This is a genomic window from Streptomyces sp. 130, assembly GCF_007096885.1.
In the GTDB taxonomy this organism is placed as follows: domain Bacteria; phylum Actinomycetota; class Actinomycetes; order Streptomycetales; family Streptomycetaceae; genus Streptomyces.
In genome coordinates this window covers 49,811-70,766 of record NZ_VJNO01000027.1, presented here as the reverse complement: position 1 = coordinate 70,766, position 20,956 = coordinate 49,811, and the positions used below count along the sequence as shown (strand labels likewise).

20 protein-coding genes, 1 tRNA gene and 1 pseudogene are annotated in these 20,956 nt (G+C 72.5%); 11 read left to right on the top strand and 11 right to left on the bottom strand.

What is annotated here, in order from left to right:
• Window positions 1-20: 20 nt before the first annotated feature.
• A complete protein-coding gene (locus tag FKN01_RS22105; protein WP_143623299.1) occupies window positions 21-1,355 on the bottom strand; it encodes a M20/M25/M40 family metallo-hydrolase in 1,335 nt (444 codons plus the stop codon).
• 158 nt (window positions 1,356-1,513) lie between these two features.
• Here FKN01_RS22105 and FKN01_RS22100 point away from each other — a divergent pair.
• A tRNA-Leu gene (locus tag FKN01_RS22100) sits at window positions 1,514-1,598 on the top strand.
• A gap of 255 nt (window positions 1,599-1,853) precedes the next feature.
• Here FKN01_RS22100 and FKN01_RS22095 read toward each other — a convergent pair.
• Window positions 1,854-2,708 (bottom strand): phosphotransferase, encoded by an 855-nt coding sequence (locus FKN01_RS22095; protein ID WP_143623298.1) that lies wholly within the window; start codon window positions 2,706-2,708, stop codon window positions 1,854-1,856.
• Window positions 2,689-3,366 carry an aldo/keto reductase gene (locus FKN01_RS22090; RefSeq protein WP_398932945.1) on the bottom strand — a complete coding sequence of 226 codons (678 nt, stop codon included), beginning with the start codon at window positions 3,364-3,366 and terminating at the stop codon, window positions 2,689-2,691. The genes FKN01_RS22095 and FKN01_RS22090 overlap by 20 nt, the downstream gene beginning before the upstream one ends.
• 839 nt (window positions 3,367-4,205) lie before the next feature.
• Here FKN01_RS22090 and FKN01_RS22080 point away from each other — a divergent pair.
• The 3 genes from FKN01_RS22080 to FKN01_RS22070 all read left to right on the top strand — a co-directional run bounded on the left by FKN01_RS22080 (window position 4,206) and on the right by FKN01_RS22070 (window position 7,450).
• On the top strand, window positions 4,206-5,270 hold the full coding sequence (locus FKN01_RS22080) for a hypothetical protein (protein ID WP_143623294.1): 1,065 nt from the start codon (window positions 4,206-4,208) through the stop codon (window positions 5,268-5,270).
• 17 nt (window positions 5,271-5,287) lie between these two features.
• Window positions 5,288-6,439 (top strand): hypothetical protein, encoded by a 1,152-nt coding sequence (locus FKN01_RS22075; protein WP_260696973.1) that lies wholly within the window; start codon window positions 5,288-5,290, stop codon window positions 6,437-6,439.
• Window positions 6,440-6,514: 75 nt separating this feature from the next.
• Window positions 6,515-7,450 carry a pseudouridine synthase gene (locus FKN01_RS22070; protein ID WP_143623290.1) on the top strand — a complete coding sequence of 312 codons (936 nt, stop codon included), beginning with the start codon at window positions 6,515-6,517 and terminating at the stop codon, window positions 7,448-7,450.
• A 6-nt stretch (window positions 7,451-7,456) separates the two neighbouring features.
• On the opposite strand, the gene FKN01_RS22065 is transcribed toward FKN01_RS22070, so the two are convergent.
• From FKN01_RS22065 to FKN01_RS22055, 3 genes are all read right to left on the bottom strand, one after another.
• Window positions 7,457-8,086: an MBL fold metallo-hydrolase gene (locus FKN01_RS22065; RefSeq protein ID WP_143623288.1), complete on the bottom strand. Its 630-nt coding sequence runs from the start codon at window positions 8,084-8,086 to the stop codon at window positions 7,457-7,459.
• Window positions 8,086-9,171, bottom strand: coding sequence for an S-(hydroxymethyl)mycothiol dehydrogenase (locus FKN01_RS22060; protein ID WP_143623286.1), 1,086 nt, complete (start codon window positions 9,169-9,171; stop codon window positions 8,086-8,088). The genes FKN01_RS22065 and FKN01_RS22060 overlap by 1 nt, the downstream gene beginning before the upstream one ends.
• 105 nt (window positions 9,172-9,276) lie before the next feature.
• Complete coding sequence (locus FKN01_RS22055) at window positions 9,277-9,978, bottom strand: FadR/GntR family transcriptional regulator (protein WP_143623284.1); 702 nt, start codon at window positions 9,976-9,978, stop codon at window positions 9,277-9,279.
• A gap of 142 nt (window positions 9,979-10,120) precedes the next feature.
• Here FKN01_RS22055 and FKN01_RS22050 point away from each other — a divergent pair, with 142 nt between their 5' ends.
• Together FKN01_RS22050 and FKN01_RS22045 are read left to right on the top strand one after the other, a co-directional pair.
• Entirely contained in the window at window positions 10,121-10,630 is a 510-nt protein-coding gene (locus FKN01_RS22050; protein WP_143623282.1) for a gluconokinase, read from the top strand.
• An 11-nt stretch (window positions 10,631-10,641) separates the two neighbouring features.
• On the top strand, window positions 10,642-12,039 hold the full coding sequence (locus FKN01_RS22045; protein ID WP_143623280.1) for a GntP family permease: 1,398 nt from the start codon (window positions 10,642-10,644) through the stop codon (window positions 12,037-12,039).
• Here FKN01_RS22045 and FKN01_RS22040 read toward each other — a convergent pair.
• A pseudogene (locus FKN01_RS22040) lies at window positions 12,025-12,360 on the bottom strand (formate dehydrogenase); the annotation flags it as partial. The gene FKN01_RS22045 and the pseudogene FKN01_RS22040 sit on opposite strands and share 15 nt — an antisense overlap.
• A 91-nt stretch (window positions 12,361-12,451) precedes the next feature.
• Between FKN01_RS22040 and FKN01_RS22035 the strand changes: the two are divergent.
• On the top strand, window positions 12,452-12,913 hold the full coding sequence (locus FKN01_RS22035; RefSeq protein ID WP_143623278.1) for an ASCH domain-containing protein: 462 nt from the start codon (window positions 12,452-12,454) through the stop codon (window positions 12,911-12,913).
• Between the two features lie 219 nt (window positions 12,914-13,132).
• Here the strand turns inward: FKN01_RS22035 and FKN01_RS22030 are convergent, their stop codons facing one another.
• Window positions 13,133-14,371 (bottom strand): aromatic acid exporter family protein, encoded by a 1,239-nt coding sequence (locus tag FKN01_RS22030; protein WP_143623276.1) that lies wholly within the window; start codon window positions 14,369-14,371, stop codon window positions 13,133-13,135.
• 143 nt (window positions 14,372-14,514) lie between these two features.
• Window positions 14,515-16,170: an FAD-binding dehydrogenase gene (locus FKN01_RS22025; RefSeq protein ID WP_143623273.1), complete on the bottom strand. Its 1,656-nt coding sequence runs from the start codon at window positions 16,168-16,170 to the stop codon at window positions 14,515-14,517.
• Between the two features lie 170 nt (window positions 16,171-16,340).
• Between FKN01_RS22025 and FKN01_RS22020 the strand changes: the two genes are divergently transcribed.
• The 4 genes from FKN01_RS22020 to FKN01_RS22005 are packed head-to-tail and all read left to right on the top strand — an operon-like array spanning window position 16,341 to window position 18,530.
• The gene (locus FKN01_RS22020; protein ID WP_143623342.1) at window positions 16,341-17,231 is read left to right on the top strand and encodes a DMT family transporter; all 891 of its coding nucleotides are present in this window, start codon (window positions 16,341-16,343) and stop codon (window positions 17,229-17,231) included.
• 33 nt (window positions 17,232-17,264) lie between these two features.
• A complete protein-coding gene (locus FKN01_RS22015; RefSeq protein ID WP_143623272.1) occupies window positions 17,265-17,783 on the top strand; it encodes an NUDIX domain-containing protein in 519 nt (172 codons plus the stop codon).
• 43 nt (window positions 17,784-17,826) lie between these two features.
• Window positions 17,827-18,222 (top strand): YidH family protein, encoded by a 396-nt coding sequence (locus FKN01_RS22010; RefSeq protein ID WP_143623270.1) that lies wholly within the window; start codon window positions 17,827-17,829, stop codon window positions 18,220-18,222.
• Window positions 18,219-18,530, top strand: a complete 312-nt coding sequence (locus FKN01_RS22005) for a DUF202 domain-containing protein (protein WP_143623268.1) — start codon at window positions 18,219-18,221, stop codon at window positions 18,528-18,530. The genes FKN01_RS22010 and FKN01_RS22005 overlap by 4 nt, the downstream gene beginning before the upstream one ends.
• 90 nt (window positions 18,531-18,620) lie before the next feature.
• On the opposite strand, the gene FKN01_RS22000 is transcribed toward FKN01_RS22005, so the two are convergent.
• Both FKN01_RS22000 and FKN01_RS21995 read right to left on the bottom strand, forming a co-directional pair.
• Window positions 18,621-19,565 carry an NADP-dependent oxidoreductase gene (locus tag FKN01_RS22000; protein WP_143623266.1) on the bottom strand — a complete coding sequence of 315 codons (945 nt, stop codon included), beginning with the start codon at window positions 19,563-19,565 and terminating at the stop codon, window positions 18,621-18,623.
• A gap of 49 nt (window positions 19,566-19,614) precedes the next feature.
• Window positions 19,615-20,904, bottom strand: coding sequence for a glucarate dehydratase family protein (locus tag FKN01_RS21995; RefSeq protein WP_143623264.1), 1,290 nt, complete (start codon window positions 20,902-20,904; stop codon window positions 19,615-19,617).
• Between the last annotated feature and the right edge of the window lie 52 nt (window positions 20,905-20,956).

Sequence of the window (20,956 nt, the reverse complement as noted above, 5' to 3'; positions counted from 1 at the left end):
GCGATTTACGCCCTTGCGGGTCAGCTGTGGTCGATGAAGCGGTCCAGGACCCGGGCGCCGAACTTCAGCCCGTCGACCGGGACCCGCTCGTCCACGCCGTGGAACATGCCCGCGAAGTCGAGCTCCGGCGGGAGCTTCAGCGGAGCGAAGCCGAAGCAGCGGATGCCCAGGTCGTCGAAGGACTTGGCGTCCGTGCCGCCGGAGAGCATGTACGGGACGGCGCGGGCGATCGGGTCCTCGGCCTTGAGCGCGGTCTGCATGGCGTCCACCAGGGCGCCGTCGAAGTCGGTCTCCAGCGCCTTGTCGCCGTGCACGTCCTCGCGCCGGACGCGCGGGCCGAGGATGCGGTCGAGGTCGGCCAGGAACTCCTCCTCGTAACCCGGCAGGAAGCGCCCGTCGACGTGGGCGGTGGCCTGTCCGGGGATCACGTTGACCTTGTAGCCGGCGCCGAGCATGGTCGGGGCGGCGGAGTTGCGCAGGGTGGCGCCGACCATCTTGGCGATGCCGCCCAGCTTGGCGAGCGTGGCCTCCATGTCCTCCGGGTCGAGCGGGGTGCCGAGCGCGTCCGACAGCTCGTCCAGGAAGGACCGCACGGTCTTGGTCACCCGGACCGGCCAGGTGTGCCGGCCGAGCCGGCCGACCGCCTCGCACAGCTCGGTGATCGCGTTGTCGTCGTTGGTCATGGAGCCGTGGCCCGCCGTGCCGTCCACGGTCAGCCGCATCCAGTGCATGCCCTTCTGCGCCGTCTCCACGAGGTACAGCCGCAGGTTCTCGTTGACGGTGAACGAGAAGCCGCCGACCTCGCCGATCGCCTCGGTGACGCCCTCGAACAGACCGGGGTGCTTGTCCACGAGGTAGCGGGCCCCGTACGTGCCGCCCGCCTCCTCGTCCGCGAGGAAGGCGAGCACGATGTCGCGCGGGGGCTTGCGGCCGCTGCGCATGCGCTCGCGCACCACCGCGAGCGTCATCGCGTCCATGTCCTTCATGTCGACCGCGCCCCGGCCCCACACGCAGCCGTCCGCGATCTCGCCGGAGAACGGGTGGTGCGTCCAGTCGTCCGCGTTGGCCGGGACGACGTCGGTGTGGCCGTGGATCAGCAGGGCCGGACGGGAGGGGTCCTCGCCCTCGATCCGCGCCACGGTGGAGGCGCGGCCCTTGTGGGACTCGAAGATCTTCGGTTCCAGCCCGACCTCGGCCAGCTTCTCCGCCACGTACTCGGCGGCCGCCCGCTCGCCGGGCCCGGAGTGGTCGCCGTAGTTGCTGGTGTCGATCCGGATCAGGTCACGACAGAGGTCCACCACCTCGTTCTCGGCGGTCTCGCCCAAGCCGCTCCGGGCCGCATTGCTCTCGCTCACGCTGGTTCCTTCCCTGTCGCCGTGGTGCTCCCTCCCATCCTCCATCGCCGGGCCCGCGCCCCCAAGGCCCCCACGAGACCGGCCGTGATCGAGCACCCTCCAATGTTTGCTATGGTTTTCCACGTCGGAACGGGCAAGGCCCGCGAGACAGACACCTGGTCCGGGTGGCGGAATGGCAGACGCGCTAGCTTGAGGTGCTAGTGCCCTTTATCGGGCGTGGGGGTTCAAGTCCCCCCTCGGACACCGGCAGAGACCCCACTCCACGTGGGGTTTTTCTGTTTCTCACGCTGTGGCGTGAGAAAACCACGTGGCCGATGGCCGAGCGGACTTCCTGGTCCGTCGTGGACGACGACAAGCCAGCCACAGCCAGTGCCCGGCATGCCAAGAGAGAGCGTCACCGCCGGCGCCAAGCCATTGGGAAGCCCCCGGGCCTGCCCCGGCCCCGGGCCCGGCACCGGCACACCAGCGAGAGCGCCTGAGACAGGCGCACGGGCGCAGTCAGGCGCTCACCTCGGAGTGCGCAGGGACGGGCGGGCGAACTCCGGTGAGCGCCTCCGCACGGGCCACCAGGCGGGGCGCAAGGTCGGGATACCAGCCACGGGCTACGGCTTGCAGCATCTCGGCCAAGGCCGCGAGTTCCCCGATTCGGCCGGCCGGGGTGTCGAGGACCGCCGCGAACTCCTTGCGGATGCGGGCGGCTACGTCGGGCACAAGCAGGCTGTTGGCGTGCAGGAGCCCCGCGTCATAGCCGAAGGGCACCAAGCCCCACCGCTCCCAGTCCAGCAGGCACAGGGGCGCGGCGGTGAGGTTGCCCCCGTGCAGGTCACCGTGACCGGTCACCCGCTCCACCTGGGCGGGGGCCGGGACACCAAGGAACTGGGGGAAGGCTCGTTCGATCCACCCGTCCCGCACGGTGGCCTTCACTCCCTCCGCTTCAGCGACGAGGGCAAGGGCTTGGCGAAGGTCCGCCCACCACTCGTCCGGCAACCCCGGGTCGTGGTCGATGTCGGCCCGGTCCGGGGACACGATGGGTTGCGTGAGGTAGTCCAGGACTTCCGACTCGAAGGCCCACTTGCCGTCAGTCCAGTCATGCACCGCGTACAGGTGGGGGCGGGGCACGCCGTCAGGCACCAGCTCCGAGGCGCCGACGATGCCTTCCCCCGCCTTCCTGCCCGCGTTCCTCTTCGCCGTCCGGCTGACCCGTAGCCACCGGTCCCCCGCTCGGCGTCCGAGAGTGACACCGAGGAAGCCCCACGCCAACGGCCCCGTGCAGGTGAGGCCCAGCGCCCCGGCCGCCCGGTCGTGGGCGGCCTCCATCACGGCCCGCACCTCCTCATTCGCCGGCGAGTTCATCCGTCACCCTCCTGAGTTCCTGGGCCGTCAGCGGCGAGCCCAGAGCCTTGGCCACATCGTCCCAGTGCTCGCGGGTGCTCGCGGAGGTGAGGACGACATCGAGGCCAGGGCACGAGCCAGCGGCCAGCAGGGCAGCGGCTGCGGCCGACAGGCCGGGGCAGATGAGGTTCACCAGTTCGGGTGTCATGGCGTCGAGGAGTTCGCCCCCGTGCAGAGGGGCCGAGCCGAAGGTGATCAGCCCCGCGTCCTTCGCCTGCACCAGCGGTCCGCCGCCGTTCAAAGCCTGGGTGATGGGGGCATCCATGATCAGGCTGACGGGCATCTGCAAGCCCGTGAAGTGGTGGTCGGCGGAACCGGCCGCCTGCTGGGCGAGCGTGAGCAACTCGGGCACGCTGAGCGCTCCGGAGGTCAGGCCCGACCAGGTGGCGACGCCGTACCCGCCGATCCTGCCCGCATGGGCGAACTCTTCGAGCGCCGCAAAGGCTTCCCGTACCCGCCTGTGCAGAACGGCGCGGTCAAGGCCGTGCGCATGGTGCTCGGGATTGTGGACGAACACCAGGTCCACGCGCCCGAGCGCGGCCAAGGACCGCTCTGTCTGCCAGCGGACGAAGCCCCGTTCGAGGCTGTGCCCACCGGCGGCCTCTTCCCGCGTAAGCACGCCCTCAGTCAGGGCGGCGCGGCCTTGCTCCGCCGGTCCGTCCCTCACCCGCGCACACCGTCGCTGAGCGTAGGTGCACGGCTCCGGGGCGTCATGGTGACGTAACGGCGGGCGCGACCGTCAGGGTTCGGAAGGAGGAGCCCGGTCATCTCGCCGAACGCCCCGCGTCGAACCGGTTCTTCGCTCATCGGGGCCTGTCTGCAAACCTGCGGGGCACTGCAGACGCTAGTTGACGACAGGCCCTGACGTGATTGCGGAGGGCCTCGCCGACCGAGGAGACGCTTGAGCCGCACCGGCTCCGACTCGCTCACCCCGTACGAGAGTCCGTCACCCGGCGCCGGCTGCCTGCCGCCGTGCTTCTGGTACGCGGGGTCCGACGCCAGGCGGCTGTCGACGGCCGCCGGGCCTTCCACCTCTCGCCGCGCGCGGACATCGTGCGGCCGGGATTCGACGCCTCGACCCGGCGGCGGTCGCCGTGCCGGGCACCCGGTGCTTCAGGGCGCGGGCGGGGCGCCGTTCTCGTTCACGGCTCGGCGCTGGACGGGGGAGGCGCTGGACGCGGCGGAGCACCTGACGGGTCTGGTGGCCGGGGCCCGGGTCCATGCGGGCTGGACCACGCGGTGCAGGGCATCGGCTCGGGGTCGTACCGGCCGGGCATGCTGCCCGGGTTCCGGGTGGCGCGGGGCTGAGACCGCCGGGCGGGCCCGGTGCCGTACGGAATCGGCAACCGGGTCCGTTGTGTGCCGGGTTGGGGCCGCGACCCCCTTCCGCGAGGTGACCGGTGACGTCGTAGCATCGGCTCTTTGCGCGACCTTTACCGCTTCACAAGGGGGAATGTGATGGGCGTCGGCAGGCGGCGGGCCTCGGTCACCGCCGGGGTGGTGGCCGGGGCGGTGCTGGCGACGGGCACCGTCCTGTGGGCGACGGACAGCGGACCGTTCCGGGACAGTTACTGCTGGGGCGCGTGGAAGCAGAACAGCGGCCCGTCCTTCCTCGGTGACGACGCGTTGGAGAAGTCCGGCTCCGAGCGCGGCTCCACGGAGTCCGCCGCGCCCTCGGCGGCACGTCCGCACGGCACCTGCACGGTGTCCGTCACCTCCTCGGTCGAGGACGACGACTCGGACAAGCCGCTGGCCTTCGAGGAGTCGGTGACCCTGGAGTACGGGCCGGTGCCCGCCGGGGCGAAGGAGCGGCGGGCCTGGCTGGCGCGCTACTTCCACGGCTCGGCCTCCCCGCTGCCGGACGGGCTGGACGGCCTGGCCGGCGCCGACCGGGGCATGCTGGTGCTGCCGTCGTCCTGCGACCGGGACGGCGCGCCGTCCGTGGTGACGATCCGCAGCGAGAGCACCGGCGACGGCCATCTCGGCAAGGTCCCCATGCCGTTCACGATCGCCACGCGCACCGAGGTGGTCCGGATGCTGCTCGCCGCCGCCAACACCGGTATGGAGAAGGCGGGGTGCGCGCCGGAGCAGCCGCTGCGCGGCGGCTCCCCGATGGTGACGGTGGCCGAGGACGAGGAGTCGGCCTCGTCGCCGCTCTGCCGGATACCGGGCATGACCTTCGATTACGGCGAAGGTTCGCGCTACAGGCAGCAGGTGGGCGCGGTCACCGACCGGCTCCAGACGTGTTCGGTGGTGTGGAAGCAGCTGCGGATGCCCGAGGAGCCGTCCGCGCATTACGTGATGGCGAGCCGGAGCCGTCTGGTGGACCTGTTCCGGGGCATGCCGGAGGGGCCGGAACAAGGCCTGGTGCGCCGCAGCTGCGGCGGCCGGCCGACGGTCTTCTACGGGCAGGTGGAGGCCGGCCTCCAGGACCGGGGCCGCCCCTCCGACCAGCGGGTCTTCGACCGGTTCGTGGAGTCCGTGGGGAAGCGCATCGGATGCGGGAGCGGTGAGGACGCGTGAGCAGCGAGGAGAATGCCGTGACGGACACCGACATCCCGGCCGCCCCGGAGGCGCCTGAGGCCCCCCGGCCCCCGCTGGTCCGCCGCCTGCTGGGTAGCCGTACGGTCCGGACCGCGACCGTCGCCGCGCTGGCCGGGGCCCTGGTGGGCGCGGGTACGGTCGCCTGGCGCACGGACACGCTGCCGCTGGTGAGCTCGTCGTCCGCGCCCTGCTGGGACTCGCTCGGTTCCGGTTCCATGGACGCCCTGTTCGGGGACCGCAGGACCGAGGTGGAGGAGCAGTCGCTGCACGACGACCCGATGGGCGACACCGGTGTGTACGGCCAGTGCCGCATCACGAGCTACGAGGGCGACCGGGCGCGCCGCCAGGTGACGGTGAACGTACGCCGGCTGGATGGGCTGCGGGGCACCGACGCGCAGGACTGGCCGCGCGAGTTCCTGTCCTCGGGGATGGTGTCGCTCGGCGACGGGCTGCCCGGCATGGCCTCGTCCTCGCGGGCCTGGATCGCGCTGCCGCAGGCGTGCACCGGGCGCGACGAGTTCACCGGGCCCACGGTGGTGGACATCGGCATGGGCCGGGCGGACTTCGAGATGTCGTCCGAGTACGCCGCGCGGGACCGGGCGGCCCTGACCGGGGCGCTGATCGACGCGGTCAACGGCGTCATCGACGACTTCGGCTGCTCCGGCACGTACCGGGAGCCCCGCGGCCTGGCGGAGCCGGTGGAGTGGGACGGCACCCGGCCGTCCGCGTTCTGCGGGATTGAGGGCCTCGCCCTGCCGGCGGCGTACCGGAAGGACCTGCGGGAGACCCGCGTCAGCGGCGAGGGCGGCCCGGCCCGGGTCTGCGAGGCCGGGTACGACTCCGACGAGAAGGCCGTGCGGCTGACGACGGTGACCGACCCGGTGCTGGCCGAGATCTACTCGTCGGACGCGCTGCACTCGGGCGCCCCCGTGAAGGGCACCCGGGGTTACGGGAAGGCGGGCGGGAACCGGGCGGTGTTCAAGGCGGTCTGCCAGACCGGTCCGGTGATGTTCGTCCTGGAGCAGCTGCGCCCGGCGGGCAAGGGCAGCCGCTTCACGTTCACCCGCGACCTGCTTCCCGCCTACGTGGCGGCGGAGGCGGAACGGATCGGCTGCGGCCCGCAGAAGCTGACGTTCCCCGGGTCCTGAGCGGGCCCGCCTCCGTGAAAGGATGCCCGGCACCATGAGAACCATCAGCTTTGCGGTGCCGGGCCGGGGGCCCCGGTGAGGGGGCGGGCGAAGGCGCCGGTGTCGCCGCTTTCCCAGCGTGACGGTGTCGATCCGGTCCGGGTGCGGCTGCCGGCCGATCCGGGCGGGCGGTGGGCTACGGTCCGGGATCATCTCCTCGACCGGTTCGCCGGGGCGATCGGTGCGGACCGGGTGGGGGCGATGCTCGCGGAGGGGCGCTTCGTCTTCGCGGAGGGGCCGGTCACCGGCGACGAGCCGTACGCGGTGGGGCGTTACCTCTGGTTCCACCGCGACTTCGCGCCGGAGGAGCCGGTGCCGTTCCCGGTGGGGGTGGTGTACCGCGACGCGCATCTGGTGGTCGCGGACAAGCCGCACTTCCTGGCGACCATGCCGCGTGGCCGGCACATCACGGAGACGGCGGTGGCCCGGCTCCGCCGCGATCTGGGCCTGCCGGAGCTGCAGCCCGCGCACCGGCTGGACCGGCTGACGGCGGGGCTGGTGCTGTTCGTGGTGCGGCCCGGGGAGCGCGGGGCGTACCAGACGCTGTTCCGGGACCGGCTGGTGCGCAAGGAGTACGAGGCGGTGGCCCCGTACGATTCCGGGCTCGTCCTGCCGCGTACGGTGCGCAGCCGCATCGTGAAGGAGCGCGGGGTGCTCGCGGCGCGGGAGGAGCCCGGCGAGCCGAACAGCGAGAGCCGGATCGGGCTGCTGGACCACCGGGACGGGCTCGGCCGTTACCGGCTGCTGCCCGCCACCGGGCGCACGCACCAGCTGCGGGTGCACATGAACAGCCTGGGGCTGCCGCTCGTCAACGATCCGGTGTACCCGGTCACCGAGCCGGACCCGGCACCCGGTGACTTCTCGCGTCCGTTGCAACTGCTGGCCCGGGTGCTGGAGTTCACCGATCCGGTCACGGGAGAGCCGCGCCGCTTCGAGAGCGGGCTGCGGCTCTCCGCGTGGCCGGGTCGGTAGAACCCTTCAGTGGCCCCTCGCGATCCACTCGTCCAGGTGCGGGGCCTCCGCGCCGATGGTGGTGGAGTCGCCGTGGCCGGTGCGCACCTCGGTCGCCGGGTCCAGGGTGAGCAGCCGGTCCCGGATGGAGTCCACGATCACCGGGAAGGACGAGAAGGACCGGCCGGTGGCGCCGGGCCCGCCCTGGAAGAGCGTGTCCCCGGTGAAGACCGTGGCCAGCTCGGGGGCGTACAGGCAGACCGCGCCGGGGGCGTGGCCCGGGGTGTGCAGGACGGTCAGCGTGGTGCCGGCCACGGTGATCTGCTGGCCGTCGGCCAGTTCGCCGTTCGGGGCCCGGTCCGGGTGGGTCTGCTTCCACAGCGGCAGGTCGTCCGGGTGGAGGAGAATCGGCGCGCCGGTGGCGTCGGCGAGCGCGGGGGCGGCGTCGATGTGGTCGTTGTGCGCGTGGGTGCAGATGATGGCGCGCAGCGTACGGCCGCCGAGGGCTTCCTCGATGGCGGCGGCGTCGTGGGCGGCGTCGATGACGACGGCCTCGGTGTCGTCGCCGACGATCCAGACGTTGTTGTCGACGTCCCACTCGCCGCCGTCGAGGGCGAAGGTGCCGGAGGTGACGAGGTGGTCGATGCGGGCGGCCATCAGAACACCACCACGGAGCGCAGCACGTCGCCGTCGTGCATGCGGCCGAACGCCTGCTCGATGTCGCCGAGGCCGATGGTCTCGGTGACGAACGCGGCGAGGTCGAGGCGGCCCTGCTGGTGGAGGTCGACCAGCATCGGGAAGTCGCGGGACGGCAGGCAGTCGCCGTACCAGGAGGACTTGAGCGAGCCGCCGCGGCCGAAGACGTCGAGCAGCGGGAGTTCGAGCTGCATTTCGGGAGTGGGGACGCCGACGAGGACGACGGTGCCGGCCAGGTCGCGGGCGTAGAACGCCTGCTTGTACGTCTCCGGGCGGCCGACGGCCTCGATGACGACGTCGGCGCCGTTGCCGCCGGTCAGCTCGCGGATGGCCTCGACGGGGTCGGCGGAGCGGGAGTTGACGGTGTGGGTCGCCCCCATCGACTTCGCGGTCTCCAGCTTGCGGTCGTCGATGTCCACGGCGATGATCCGGGCCGCGCCGGCCAGCCGGGCGCCCGCGATGGCCGCGTCGCCGACGCCGCCGCAGCCGATGACGGCGACCGAGTCGCCGCGGCCGACCTGGCCGGTGTTGATCGCGGCGCCGATGCCCGCCATGACGCCGCAGCCGAGGAGCCCGGCGACCTCGGGGGCGACCTCGGGGTCGACCTTGGTGCACTGGCCGGAGGCGACGAGGGTCTTCTCGGCGAAGGCGCCGATGCCCAGGGCCGGGGACAGCTCGGTGCCGTCGAGAAGGGTCATCTTCTGCTTCGCGTTGTGCGTGTCGAAGCAGTACCAGGGGCGCCCGCGCAGACAGGCGCGGCACTGACCGCACACCGCGCGCCAGTTGAGGATCACGAAGTCGCCCGGGGCGACGTCGGTGACGCCCTCGCCGACGGACTCCACGACACCCGCGGCCTCGTGGCCGAGGAGGAAGGGGAACTCGTCGTTGATGCCGCCCTGCTTGTAGTGCAGGTCGGTGTGGCAGACGCCGCACGCCTGGATCTTGACCACGGCCTCACCGGGGCCCGGGTCCGGGATGACGATCGTCTCGACGCGGACCGGTTCGTTCTTCCCCGGCGCGATGACCCCTTGTACGTGCTGCGGCATTCCCGTGAACTCCCTTTTCCCGACTCTTCACTGAGACCGGTGCTCCCGGTTCGTGGCCGGGATCGATCACGGGCAACGGTACGCGGTGCCGGGCGGCGGGCGGCCTCAGGGCGCGAGAACGTCCAGCTCGTGCAGGGCGCCGACGGCGATCTCCCGTGTCAGCCGCTCGGCCGCGGCCGCGTCCCCGGCGCGCACGGCCTCGGCGAGCCGGACGTGGAGGGTGACGGCCGCCGGGTCGGGGTCCTCGAACATCACCTGGTGGTGGGTGCGGCCCGCGAGGACCTCGGCGACCACGTCGCCCAGGCGCGCGAACATCTCGTTGCCGGAGGCGTTGAGGACGATGCGGTGGAAGGCGATGTCGTGGGCGAGGTAGCCCTCCAGCTGCTGGCCGCGCGAGGTGGCGACCATGCCGAGGGCCCGCTCGGTCAGCTCGGCGCACTGCTCCGGGGTGGCGTGGCGGGCGGCGAGCGAGGCGGCGACCGGCTCGATCGCGGAGCGCAGCACGGTGAGGGAGCGCAGCTGGCGGGGGCGGTCGGCGCCGGCCAGCCGCCACCGGATGACCTGGGGGTCGTACACGTTCCACGCCTCGGCCGGCCGTACGGTCACGCCGACGCGGCGGCGGGACTCGACCAGGTGCATGGACTCCAGGACCCGGATCACCTCGCGGACCACCGTGCGCGAGACGTCGAAGCGCTGGGCCAGCTCGTCGGTGCGCAAGACCTGCCCGGGCGGGTGCTCCCCGGCGGCGATCTCCAGGCCCAGGGTGTCCAGGACATGCGTGTGGAGCCCCTGGGCAGGTGTGGTCATGGACCAAGGGTACGGGGCCACCCCCGAGGCCATTAAGTACGACGTTTATGTCACATCCTCTTGAATAAGTCGTACGTATAGGTTTCAGTGGCGCGACGGACCGATGTCGAGGGAGACATCGAAGAGACAGCGAGGCACCGCTATGAGCACCCCCCACGTCGTCGTGGTGATGGGCGTGGCAGGGACCGGCAAGACCACGATCGGTCCCCTGCTCGCCGACGCACTGGGCGTCCCGTACGCCGAGGGCGACGACTTCCATCCCCCCGCCAACATCGCCAAGATGTCGGCCGGCACCCCGCTGGACGACGCGGACCGGTGGCCCTGGCTCGACGCGATCGGGCGCTGGGCGCACGGCCGGGCGGGGCTCGGCGGGGTCGTCAGCAGCTCCGCGCTCAAGCGCTCCTACCGGGACCGCCTGCGCGCCGAGGCCCCGGGCGCCGTCTTCCTCCACCTGACCGGTGACCGGTTCCTGATCGGGGAGCGGATGGCGGGCCGCAAGGGCCACTTCATGCCGACCGCGCTCCTCGACTCCCAGTTCGCCACCCTCCAGCCGCTGGAGGACGACGAGGCCGGCGTCGCCGTGGACGTCTCCGGCACCCCCGAAGAAATCACCCAGCGAGCCGTCGCCGCGTTGCGCCGGCTCGACAGCTAAGGATCACCACCGTGACCAGTCTCAGCGTCGAGATGCTGGCAGCGGACGCCGCCGAACCGATCACCTCGGCCGGCAACGCGCAGTTGGGCATCGCCGTCCTCGCGGGCATCGCCGTCATCGTCCTGCTCATCACCAAGTTCAAGATGCACGCGTTCCTCGCGCTCACCATCGGCTCGCTGGCGCTCGGCTCGTTCGCCGGCGCCGCGCCGGCGAAGACGATCGCGAGTTTCACCGCGGGCCTCGGCTCGACCGTCGCGGGTGTCGGCGTCCTGATCGCGCTCGGGGCGATCCTGGGCAAGCTGCTCGCTGACTCCGGCGGCGCCGACCAGATCGTGGACACGATCCTGGCGCGGACGAGCAAGCGGGCCATGCCGTGGGCGATGGTCCTCATCGCCTCGATCATCGGCCTGCCGCTCTTCTTCGAGGTCGGGATCGTCCTGCTGATCCCGGTCGTGCTGCTGGTCGCCAAGCGCGGCAACTACTCCCTGATGCGGATCGGCATCCCGGCCCTGGCCGGCCTGTCCGTGATGCACGGCCTCATCCCGCCGCACCCCGGCCCGCTCGTCGCGATCGACGCGCTCGACGCCAATCTGGGCGTCACGCTGGCCCTCGGCGTGGTCGTCGCCATCCCGACGGTGATCCTGGCCGGCCCGGTCTTCTCGCGTTACGCCGCCCGCTGGGTGGACATCAAGGCGCCGGAGAAGATGATCCCGCAGCGCCCCTCCGAGGACCTGGAGCGCCGCCCCGGTTTCGGTGCCACCCTGGCCACGATCCTGCTGCCCGTCGTGCTCATGCTGATCAAGGCGCTCGTGGACATCGTGGTGGACGACCCGGAGCAGGGGCTCCAGAAGGTCACCGATGTGATCGGGTCGCCGCTGATCGCGCTCCTCGCCGCCGTCATCGTCGGCATGTTCACGCTGGGCCGGGCGGCCGGCTTCACCAGGGCGCGGCTCTCCACCACGGTGGAGAAGTCCCTCGCCCCGATCGCCGGTGTGCTGCTCATCGTGGGCGCGGGCGGCGGCTTCAAGCAGACGCTGATCGACGCGGGCGTGGGCCAGATGATCCTGGACTTCTCCGAGGACTGGTCGATCCCCGCCCTGCTGCTCGGCTGGCTGATCGCCGTCGCGATCCGGCTCGCGACCGGTTCGGCGACCGTGGCCACGATCTCGGCGGCCGGCCTGGTCGCCCCGCTCGCGGCCGACATGTCGACCTCGCACGCGGCCCTGCTGGTCCTCGCCGTCGGCGCGGGCTCGCTCTTCTTCAGCCATGTCAACGACGCCGGCTTCTGGCTGGTGAAGGAGTACTTCGGCATGGACGTGGGCCAGACGGTGAAGACCTGGTCGGTGATGGAGACCATCATCTCCGTGGCCTCGCTGGTCTTCATCCTGCTGCTGTCACTGATCCTCTAGCCGGTCCCCCGCCCGCTCACCGGGCACCCACAGCGGGTGCTCGCGGCGGGCCCACTCCCGGCCCACCGACCCGGAGCGCATGCCGCGGCGTGCCTCCGGGTCGGCGTGTGCCAGGGCGATGTGGCCGGCCGGCACCAGGCCGGCCGCCAGGGCCAGCCGGTCGTGGACGAAGGCCGCGGCGGTGCGCCGGACCAGCGGGGCGAATCCGGTGGACCACATCAGCAGCCCGGTGCCCGCCATGACCAGCACCGCCCCGGCGATCCAGGCCGCGTACAGCTTCTGCCCGGCGTTGAGCTTCCCGGCCGGCCGCGCGCCGGCTCGTCCGATGTGCCCGTGCGCCGGGGGCGTCTCGCCGGGCAGGCGCGGGCCCGGCCGTGGCCGGCAGGGCGGCCCCGGGTGCCAGACTGGCGGCATGCCGAACCGTGAAGCGCTCAAGCCCTTTCTGCTCGCCTTCCCGGGGCCGCTGCGCGACCAGCTGGTCGCCGCGGTCCTGGACGGGCGGAAGGTGTCGACCTCCGGACTGCTCGTGGAGTACGAGATCGAGCAGGAGGAGCTGCCTCCGGTCGGTGAGCGGTCCGCCCTCATCGACTCGGACGGCCGGGAGATCGCCGTACTGGAGGTGACCGGGGTACGGGTGCTGCGGCTGGCGGACGTGGACCTCCAGCACGCGCTGGACGAGGGCGAGGGCTATGCGTCGGTCGCCGAGTGGCGGGCGGGCCACGAGCGGTTCTGGCACAGCGAGGAGATGCGCGAGGCGCTCGGCGACCCGGAGTTCACCGTGGACGACGAGACGATGATCGTCGCCGAGCGGTTCCGGGTGGTCGAGCGCATCGGTCCGGACGACGCGGCAGGCCTCACAGGGCGACACGCCTAGCTCCTCACCGGGTGATACGCCCAGGGCCTGTCCTGCGGATCTTCGTGGATCAGCCCGCGGCGTCCGGTGTGTCCCCGGGTTCCCGGCTCCGCTCGGACAGGGGAGACACCAACTTCCCGGCGTGCGCCCGGATCACCCTCGTACTGGACGGGCTCGGGTGATCCGGGCGTGCGGCGAGGGTGCGTGCCAGGCGTCGCGGGGCCGCCGGACAGGCCCTGGCTAAGGGGTGTCCTTCTCCCGCCCCCCGCCCTTCACCAGGCCCAGGCGGCGGCGGAACGCGAGCAGCCGGGGGTAGCGTTCGTGCAGCACGGCCGAACGGCGGTCGAGCTCCTGGCCCAGGCGCTCGGCGCGCTTCTCGATGTCGAGCTCGTCCAGGATGCGGTCCACCTCGGCGAGCAGCGCCCCGTGCAGCTGCCACTTCCGGGGGTGCTCCTGGACGGCGGCCAGCAGCATGTCCGCCACCAGGTCACGGGTCCGGCGGCTGGTGTCGAGCGCGTCGGTGAGCCGGTCCTCGGCCTCCTCGGCGCTGGCGGCGACCGGGGTCGTGATGAGCAGCGAGAAGCTCTCGATGGCCCCCGCCATCTGCTCGAACAGCTCCGTCATGTGGGCGGCGACCTCGGCCGGGAACTGGGGTGCGTCGCCCCGGTCCTTGGCGAGGTCGGTCAGCGTCCTGGACAGCACCCGGACGACGACGGCGCAGATCTCCAGCGTGTCCAGGCCCGTCCGCAGCACCACGCGGTGCAGCAGCCCCTGCCGCACCCTCGGGTTGTACATGAGGCTTTCCTCGGCCTGCCGCAGGGAGGCGTCCACCTCCACGATGTCGTGGTCGAGACGGCGGGCCCGGTGCAGCCGGTCGGCCGCCTCCGCGACGGTGACCGGGCGGGCGAGGTCGCTGCCGAGGTCGCGGAACATCCGCCCCATCTCGCGGGCCAGCCCGTCGATGGAGGCGCCCGCGGTCTGCACCCAGACGGGCGGGGCGAACAGCAGGTTGAACAGCAGGCCCACACCGGCGCCGATCAGCGTCTCGTACACGCGCTCCCAGGCCATGCTGGAGCGCGCGGACTGCGAGGTGACGCCGAGGACCAGCATGGCGCTGATCGCCACCTCGGGGACGAACTCGTTCACCCGCACCAGTCGGCCGATGATCAGCGCCGTGAAGATGGTCAGCCCCAGGCTCCACCAGGAAATGCCGACCAGGGAACTGAAGCCGCTCGCGATGAGGACGCCGACGATGACGGCCACCACACGCTTGACCGACATGTTGACGGTGGCGTAGAGGGTCACCTGGACGACGAGCAGCGCGGTCAGCGGTGCGGTCAGGGGGGCGGGCTCGGTCAGGGTCGCGGTCGCCACGGCATAGGCGATGACCGCGGCGCCCGTGGAGCGCAGGGTCTGCGCCGCCACGGGCTCCGTGGTGCGCCGGACGAGGTTGATGACGGGTTCGGCTACTCCTGGCATCTTCTTCCCATGCCCGGATCGGGGCGTCCGTCCACGCTTCCGCCCCCGGAACCCCACCGGACGGACGCGTCCGGTGCCGAGAACCCCTCAGCCGACCGCCCTCATCCGACCGTCCTCAGCCGGCCGCCCTCAGCCGGCCGCCCTCAGCCGACGGCCTTCGCCGCCGCCCGGCCCGCCGCCCGGCCGGAGAAGATGCAGCCGCCCAGGAAGGTGCCCTCCAGCGAGCGGTAGCCGTGCACCCCGCCGCCGCCGAAGCCGGCCGCCTCCCCCGCCGCGTACACCCCGGGCAGCACGGTGCCGTCGCCGGTCAGGACGCGCGAGGACAGGTCGGTCTCCAGACCGCCGAGCGACTTGCGGGTCAGGATGTTCAGCCGTACGGCGATGAGCGGCCCGGCCTTCGGGTCGAGGATGCGGTGGGGCGTCGCCGTGCGGATCAGCTTGTCGCCGAGGTAGCTGCGGGCGCCCCGGATCGCGGTGATCTGGAGGTCCTTGGTGAAGGGGTTGGCGATCTCCCGGTCGCGGGCGGTGATCTCGCGGCGCAGGGCGTCCTCGTCTATGAGGCCGTCCCCGGTGAGCGCGTTCATGCCGCGTACGAGGGAGCCGAGGTCCTTCTCCACGACGAAGTCCACCCCGTGGTCCATGAACGCCTTCACGGGGCCCGGGACGTCGGCGCGGGCGCGGCCGATCACGCCGCGGACGGACTTGCCGGTCAGATCGGGGTTCTGTTCGGAGCCGGAGAGGGCGAACTCCTTGCCGATGATCTTCTGGTCCAGCACGAACCAGGTGTAGTCGTGGCCGGTGCGCATGATGTGTTCGAGGGTGCCCAGCGTGTCGAAGCCGGGGAAGAGCGGGACGGGCAGCCGCTTGCCGGTGGCGTCCAGCCAGAGCGAGGACGGGCCGGGCAGGATGCGGATGGCGTGCTTGTCCCAGACGGGGTTCCAGTTCTCGATGCCCTCGGTGTAGTGCCACATCCGGTCGCGGTTGATGTGGTGGGCGCCCGCCTTCTCGGCGACGCCGAGCATCAGCCCGTCGACGTGCGCGGGCACACCGGAGAGCAGCTTGGCCGGCGGGGTGCCGAGCCGCTGCGGCCACTGGGCGCGAACCAGGTCGTGGTTGCCGCCGATGCCGCCGGAGGTGACGATCACCGCCTGGGCCCGGAGCTCGAAGGAGCCCGTGGTCTCCCGGCCGCTGGCGGTCCCGCGCGGCGCGGCGCTCGGGACCAGGACCTCGCCGGTCACCGTGTCGACGGCGCCGGCCGTGCGGGCGAGGCCGGTGACCCGGTGGCGGAAGCGGAAGGTGACCAGGCCCTTGGCGACGCCCTCGCGGACCCGGCGCTCGAAGGGTGCGACGACGCCGGGGCCGGTGCCCCAGGTGATGTGGAAGCGGGGCACCGAGTTGCCGTGGCCGTTCGCGTCGTAGCCGCCGCGCTCGGCCCAGCCGACGACGGGGAAGAACCGCATGCCCTGGGCGTGCAGCCAGGAGCGCTTCTCACCGGCCGCGAAGTCGACGTACGCCTCGGCCCACTTGCGCGGCCAGTGGTCCTCCTCGCGGTCGAAACCGGCCGTGCCCAGCCAGTCCTGGAGGGCCAGCTCATGGCTGTCCTTGACGCGCATCCGGCGCTGTTCGGGCGAGTCCACGAGGAAGAGGCCGCCGAAGGACCAGTGCGCCTGGCCGCCGAGCGACTGCTCCGGCTCCTGGTCGAGCACGATGACCGAACGCCCCGCGTCCACCAGCTCGGCGGTGGCCACGAGCCCGGCGAGCCCCGCCCCGATCACGATCACATCAGCGTCGTACGCCATGGTTTCCATCCTTGTCGGGGCTCGCGAAGTTACTGGTGCGTCAGATCTTCGGTACCGCCCGTCCCCGCGTCAACCGCCCCGGTCGGCCGCGCCACCGCCGCACCGGCCGGGGCGGGCGGTTATCGTCGGAACACATCACCCTCCTCCGGCCTGACGTGGGGTGGACAAGCGTGTCGGTGCTGGTCGTCGTGTTCGCCGTGGCCGCAGCCTGCTGTCTGGGCTTCGGCTTCGTGTTCCAGCAGGCCGCCGCCGCGCACGCGCCCAAGCGCGACTACCTGACGTTCCGGCTGCTGCTCGACCTGATGAAGGTGCGCAGCTGGCTGGCCGGGATCGCCCTCATGGTGTGCGGCATGGTGCTGGGGGCCCTGGCGCTCGGCAAGGGCGAGGTCTCCGTCGTGGAACCGCTGCTGGCGACCAACCTGCTCTTCGCGATGGCCCTGTCCCGCTACCGCACCGGCCAGCGGCTCGGCCGGCAGGGCTGGGCGGGGCTCTGGCTGCTGGCCCTCGGGGTCGCCGCGTTCCTGGTGGCGGGCGAGCCGGAGGGCGGCGAGGCGATGTCGAGCCCGCTGCGCCACTGGCTGGTCGTCGGGGTGGTGGCCGGGCTCGCCCTGCTGCTGACCGCGTTCGCCAAGCGCCGCAGGTCGCGGTCGTCCCCGGCACTGCTCGCGGTGGCGGCCGGGCTGCTCTACGGCTTGCAGGACGCGCTGACCCGGCTGAGCGGTGAGCGCTTCTCGGAGGGCGGCTGGTCGGGCCTGCTGACGTCCTGGCAGCCGTACGCGGTGCTGGTGCTGGGGGTGACGGGCCTGCTGCTGGTCCAGAGCGCCTTCGAGACGGGTCCGCTGCGGATGTCGCTGCCCGCGCTGACGGCCGCCCAGCCGCTGGCCGGGATCGCCTGCGGGATCGGGTTCCTGGGCGACCGGGTGCGGACGGACGCGGGCGCGCTGGCCTGGCAGGCCGCCGGGCTCGCGGCGATCGTCACGGGCATCGTGCTGCTGGGGCTGCATCCGGCGATGCCGAAGGGCCCGGCGCGGGGTGGTTCGCACAGCCTGCAGCGGCAGTGAGCGGGGGCGGGGCGGTGCTGTTGGATGGCCGGTATGAATCCTTCTGACGAGATCCTGGACATCGTCGACGAGAACGACGTGGTCGTGGGGCAGGCCCCGCGCGGCGAGGCGACCGCCCGGGGGCTGCGCCACCGGTGCGTCTTCATCGAGGCGCGGGACGCCGAGGGCCGGATCTTCGTGCACCGCAGGACCGCGGGCAAGCTGGTGTTCCCCTCGCACTACGACATGTTCGTCGGCGGGGTGGTCGGCGCCGGTGAGAGCTACGACGAGGCGGCGCTCCGGGAGGCCGAGGAGGAGCTGGGCGTGTCGGGGCTTCCGCGCCCGGAGCCGCTGTTCAAGTTCCTGTACGAGGACGAGGGCGGCCACCACACCTGGTGGTCGTCGGTCTACCGGGTCAGGTGCGAGCTGCCGGTGAACCCGCAGGTGGAAGAGGTCGCCTGGCACACCTTCCTGGACGACGCGGAGCTGGAGCGGCGGATCGGCGACTGGCTGTGGGTACCGGACGGGCTGGACTGCTACCGGCGGCTGCGGGCGTTCCGGGCAGCCAGCTGAGCCGATCGGAAGCGATCGGAAAAGCGGCGGATAAGGTCCACGGGTGAACGAATTCGTACAGAGCCTGCGGCTGTGGTTCGCGCCGCAGCGCATCCGCGCCGAGGGCGAGACGCCCGACTACCGCTTCTCGCTCGCCAACGAGCGGACCTTTCTGGCCTGGATCAGGACCGCCCTGGCCCTGATCGGCGGGGGCTTCGCGGTCGACCAGTTCCTGCCGGAGCTGTCCGGCTGGGTGCGGGCCGGTCTGGCGCTGGCGCTGCTGGCCGCCGGTGTGCTCTGCGCGCTGCGGGCGGTCAACCACTGGGTGCGGTGCGAGCGGGCGATGCGGCGCGGCGAGGACCTGCCGGTCTCGCGTTTCCCGACGCTGCTGAGCATCGCGGTCGCCGTGGTGGCGGTGGCGATGGTGGTGGTGGTCCTCTTCGGCTGGGAGGGCCGGTGACGGCCGGGCAGCGCGATCCTGGGCTGCAGCCGGAGCGGACCCGGCTGGCGTGGCGGCGTACGACGCTGTCCTGCACGGTGGCCGCGGTGCTGGCGGTGAAGCAGACGCTGCACAACGGGGCGACGGGCGCGGGGGTCATCGCGCTGTCGCTGAGCGTCCTGGCCTGGCTGGGGTTTCTCCTGGTCGCCCACCGCCGGGTGCAGTCCATGGGCCGCGCCCGCCCGCAGCCCATGGAGGCGGCGGGCGCCCTCACGGCCGCCGCGTGCACGGTGGCGCTGGCGGTGTTCGCGGCGGCCATGCTGTTCTGAGGGCGGGGCGCCCGGGCCGGCCCTCCGGCTCCTCCCGGTCCACCGTGAAGCGCCCGGGTCAGCCTCCCGGTCCACCGTGAAGCGCCCGGGTCAGCCCTCCGGTTCTTCCCGGTCGACCGTGACCACGATCTTGCCCCGGGTCCGGCCCTCCCCGTTGAGCCGCTGGGCCGCCGCCGCCTCGGCCAGCGGGAAGACCCGGTCGACGTGGACGGTGACGATGCCCTGCTCGGCCAGTTCCGCGAGGTGTGCCAGGTCGTCGGCGTCCGGCCGGACGAACGCGTACCGGCCGCCGTAGGAGACGACCTCGGTGTCCACGATGGAGGCGAGCCGTCCGTCCGGGGCCAGGGTCTCGGCGGAGGCGCGCAGGGCGTCCCCGCCCACCGTGTCGAAGGCGGCGTCGATGCCGTCGGGGGCCAGCGCCCGCAGCCGGTCCGCCAGCCCGTCCCCGTACTCCACGGGCTCCGCGCCGAGCCGGCGCAGGTGGTCGTGGTTGCGTTCGCTCGCGGTGCCGATGACCCGGCAGCCGGCGTGCCGGGCGAGCTGGACGGCGAGCGAGCCGACACCGCCCGCCGCCGCGTGGACGAGGACGGTCTCGCCCTCCTGGACGCGCAGGACGCGGTGGAGCACCTGATGGGCGGTGAGCCCGGCCAGGGGCAGGCCCGCCGCCTCCTCGAAGCTCAGGCTGAGCGGCTTGCGGGCGAGCGTCCGCACGGGCGCGGCCACGTACTCGGCGAAGGTCCCCCGGCTCAGGAAGTCCTCGCGGACGTAGCCGATGACCTCGTCGCCGGCCTCGAACTCGTCCACGGCGGCGCCGGGCTGGACGACGACGCCGGAGACGTCCCAGCCGGGGATCACCGGGAAGACCGTGTCGAGGATGCCGTCGAGCTTCCCCTCCCGGGTCGCCCGGTCCACGGGGTTCACCGCGGCGGCCCTGACCTCGACCAGGACGCTGTCGGGCCCCACCTTCGGGTCGGGCCGCTCGCCGTACTCCAGGACACTCTCGTCGCCGAATCGGCGGTAACTGATCGCCTTCATGCTCCGACACTCGCGGCGGGGCGGTGCGCGCGCAACTCAGCCGGTGCCGTCACCAGCGCGGGATCGACGGGGTCCGCCAGTCCGGCTCGGCCTTGCGCATCGCGGCGGCGTCGTCCCGCTCGCGCATCGTGCCGTCGTCGTCCAGCCAGCGGCGGTGCAGTACGGCGAGCCGGTCCCGGTCGAGTTCGACGCCCAGGCCGGGGGCGTCGGAGACGGTGAGGCGGCCGTCCTCGAAGACGTGGCGGGCGGTGATGACGTCCTCGGTCTGCCAGGGGTAGTGGCTGTCGCAGGCGTAGTCCAGGTTGGGGACGGTGGCCGCCACGTGTGTCATCGCGGCGAGGCTGATGCCCAGGTGGGTGTTGGAGTGCATGGAGAGCCCGACGCCGTGCAGGCGGCAGATCGCGGCGAGCTCGCGGGTGCGGTGCAGCCCGCCCCAGTAGTGGTGGTCGGACAGCACGACCTGGACGGCGTCCCGGGCGAACGCCCCGGGGACCTCGGCGAGCGTCGTGACGCACATGTTGGTGGCCAGCGGCACGCCGGTGGCGGCCGAGACGGCGGCCATCGCGTCCGTGCCGCTCGCCGGGTCCTCCAGGTATTCGAGGACGTCCGCCAGCCGCTCGGCGACGTACCGCGAGGTCTCCACGGACCAGGCGCCGTTGGGGTCCAGCCGCAGCGGCTGCCCGGGGAACGCCTCGGCGAGCGCGCGGACGGCGGCGATCTCCTCGTCGGGCGGGAACACGCCGCCCTTGAGCTTGAAGGACGAGAAGCCGTGGTCGCGGGCGAAGCGGCGGGCCTGGGCGACGACGCCGGCCGGGTCCAGGGCGGCGCCCCAGTCGTCGCGCTCGCCGCCCTCGGGGTGCTCCGCCCAGCGGTAGAAGAGGTACGCGCTGTACTCGACCCGGTCGCGCACCTTGCCGCCGAGCAGCGCGTGCACCGGGAGCCCGGCGGTCTTGCCGAGCGCGTCCAGGCAGGCCACCTCGAAGCCGGAGACCACGGAGAGCCGCAGCTTGTCCGCGGTCTGGACGCCGCGCAGCCCGCCCGCGTCGACCCGCTCGTCGGCCGCCCGTGAGTCGCCGCACACCTCGTCGGCCAGGGCGAACAGCCCGTTCACATCGCTGACCGGGCGGCCGGGCAGGGCGGCGGCCAGGGGCTTCGCGAGCTCCAGGTACTTGCCGTCGCCGTAGGTCTCCCCGATGCCGGTGACCCCGCCCCGGGTGACGACCTCCACGACGAGCCGGGGCGTGTACGGCTGGTGGACGCCCTGCGTGTTGAGCAGGGGCGGGTCGGCGATGAGGATCGGGGTCAGCCGGACTTCGTCGATGAGCAGCGCGGTATCCATACGTGAACCCTATTCAGGGATGCGACCGAGCACCAGGGGCGGGGCGGCACTG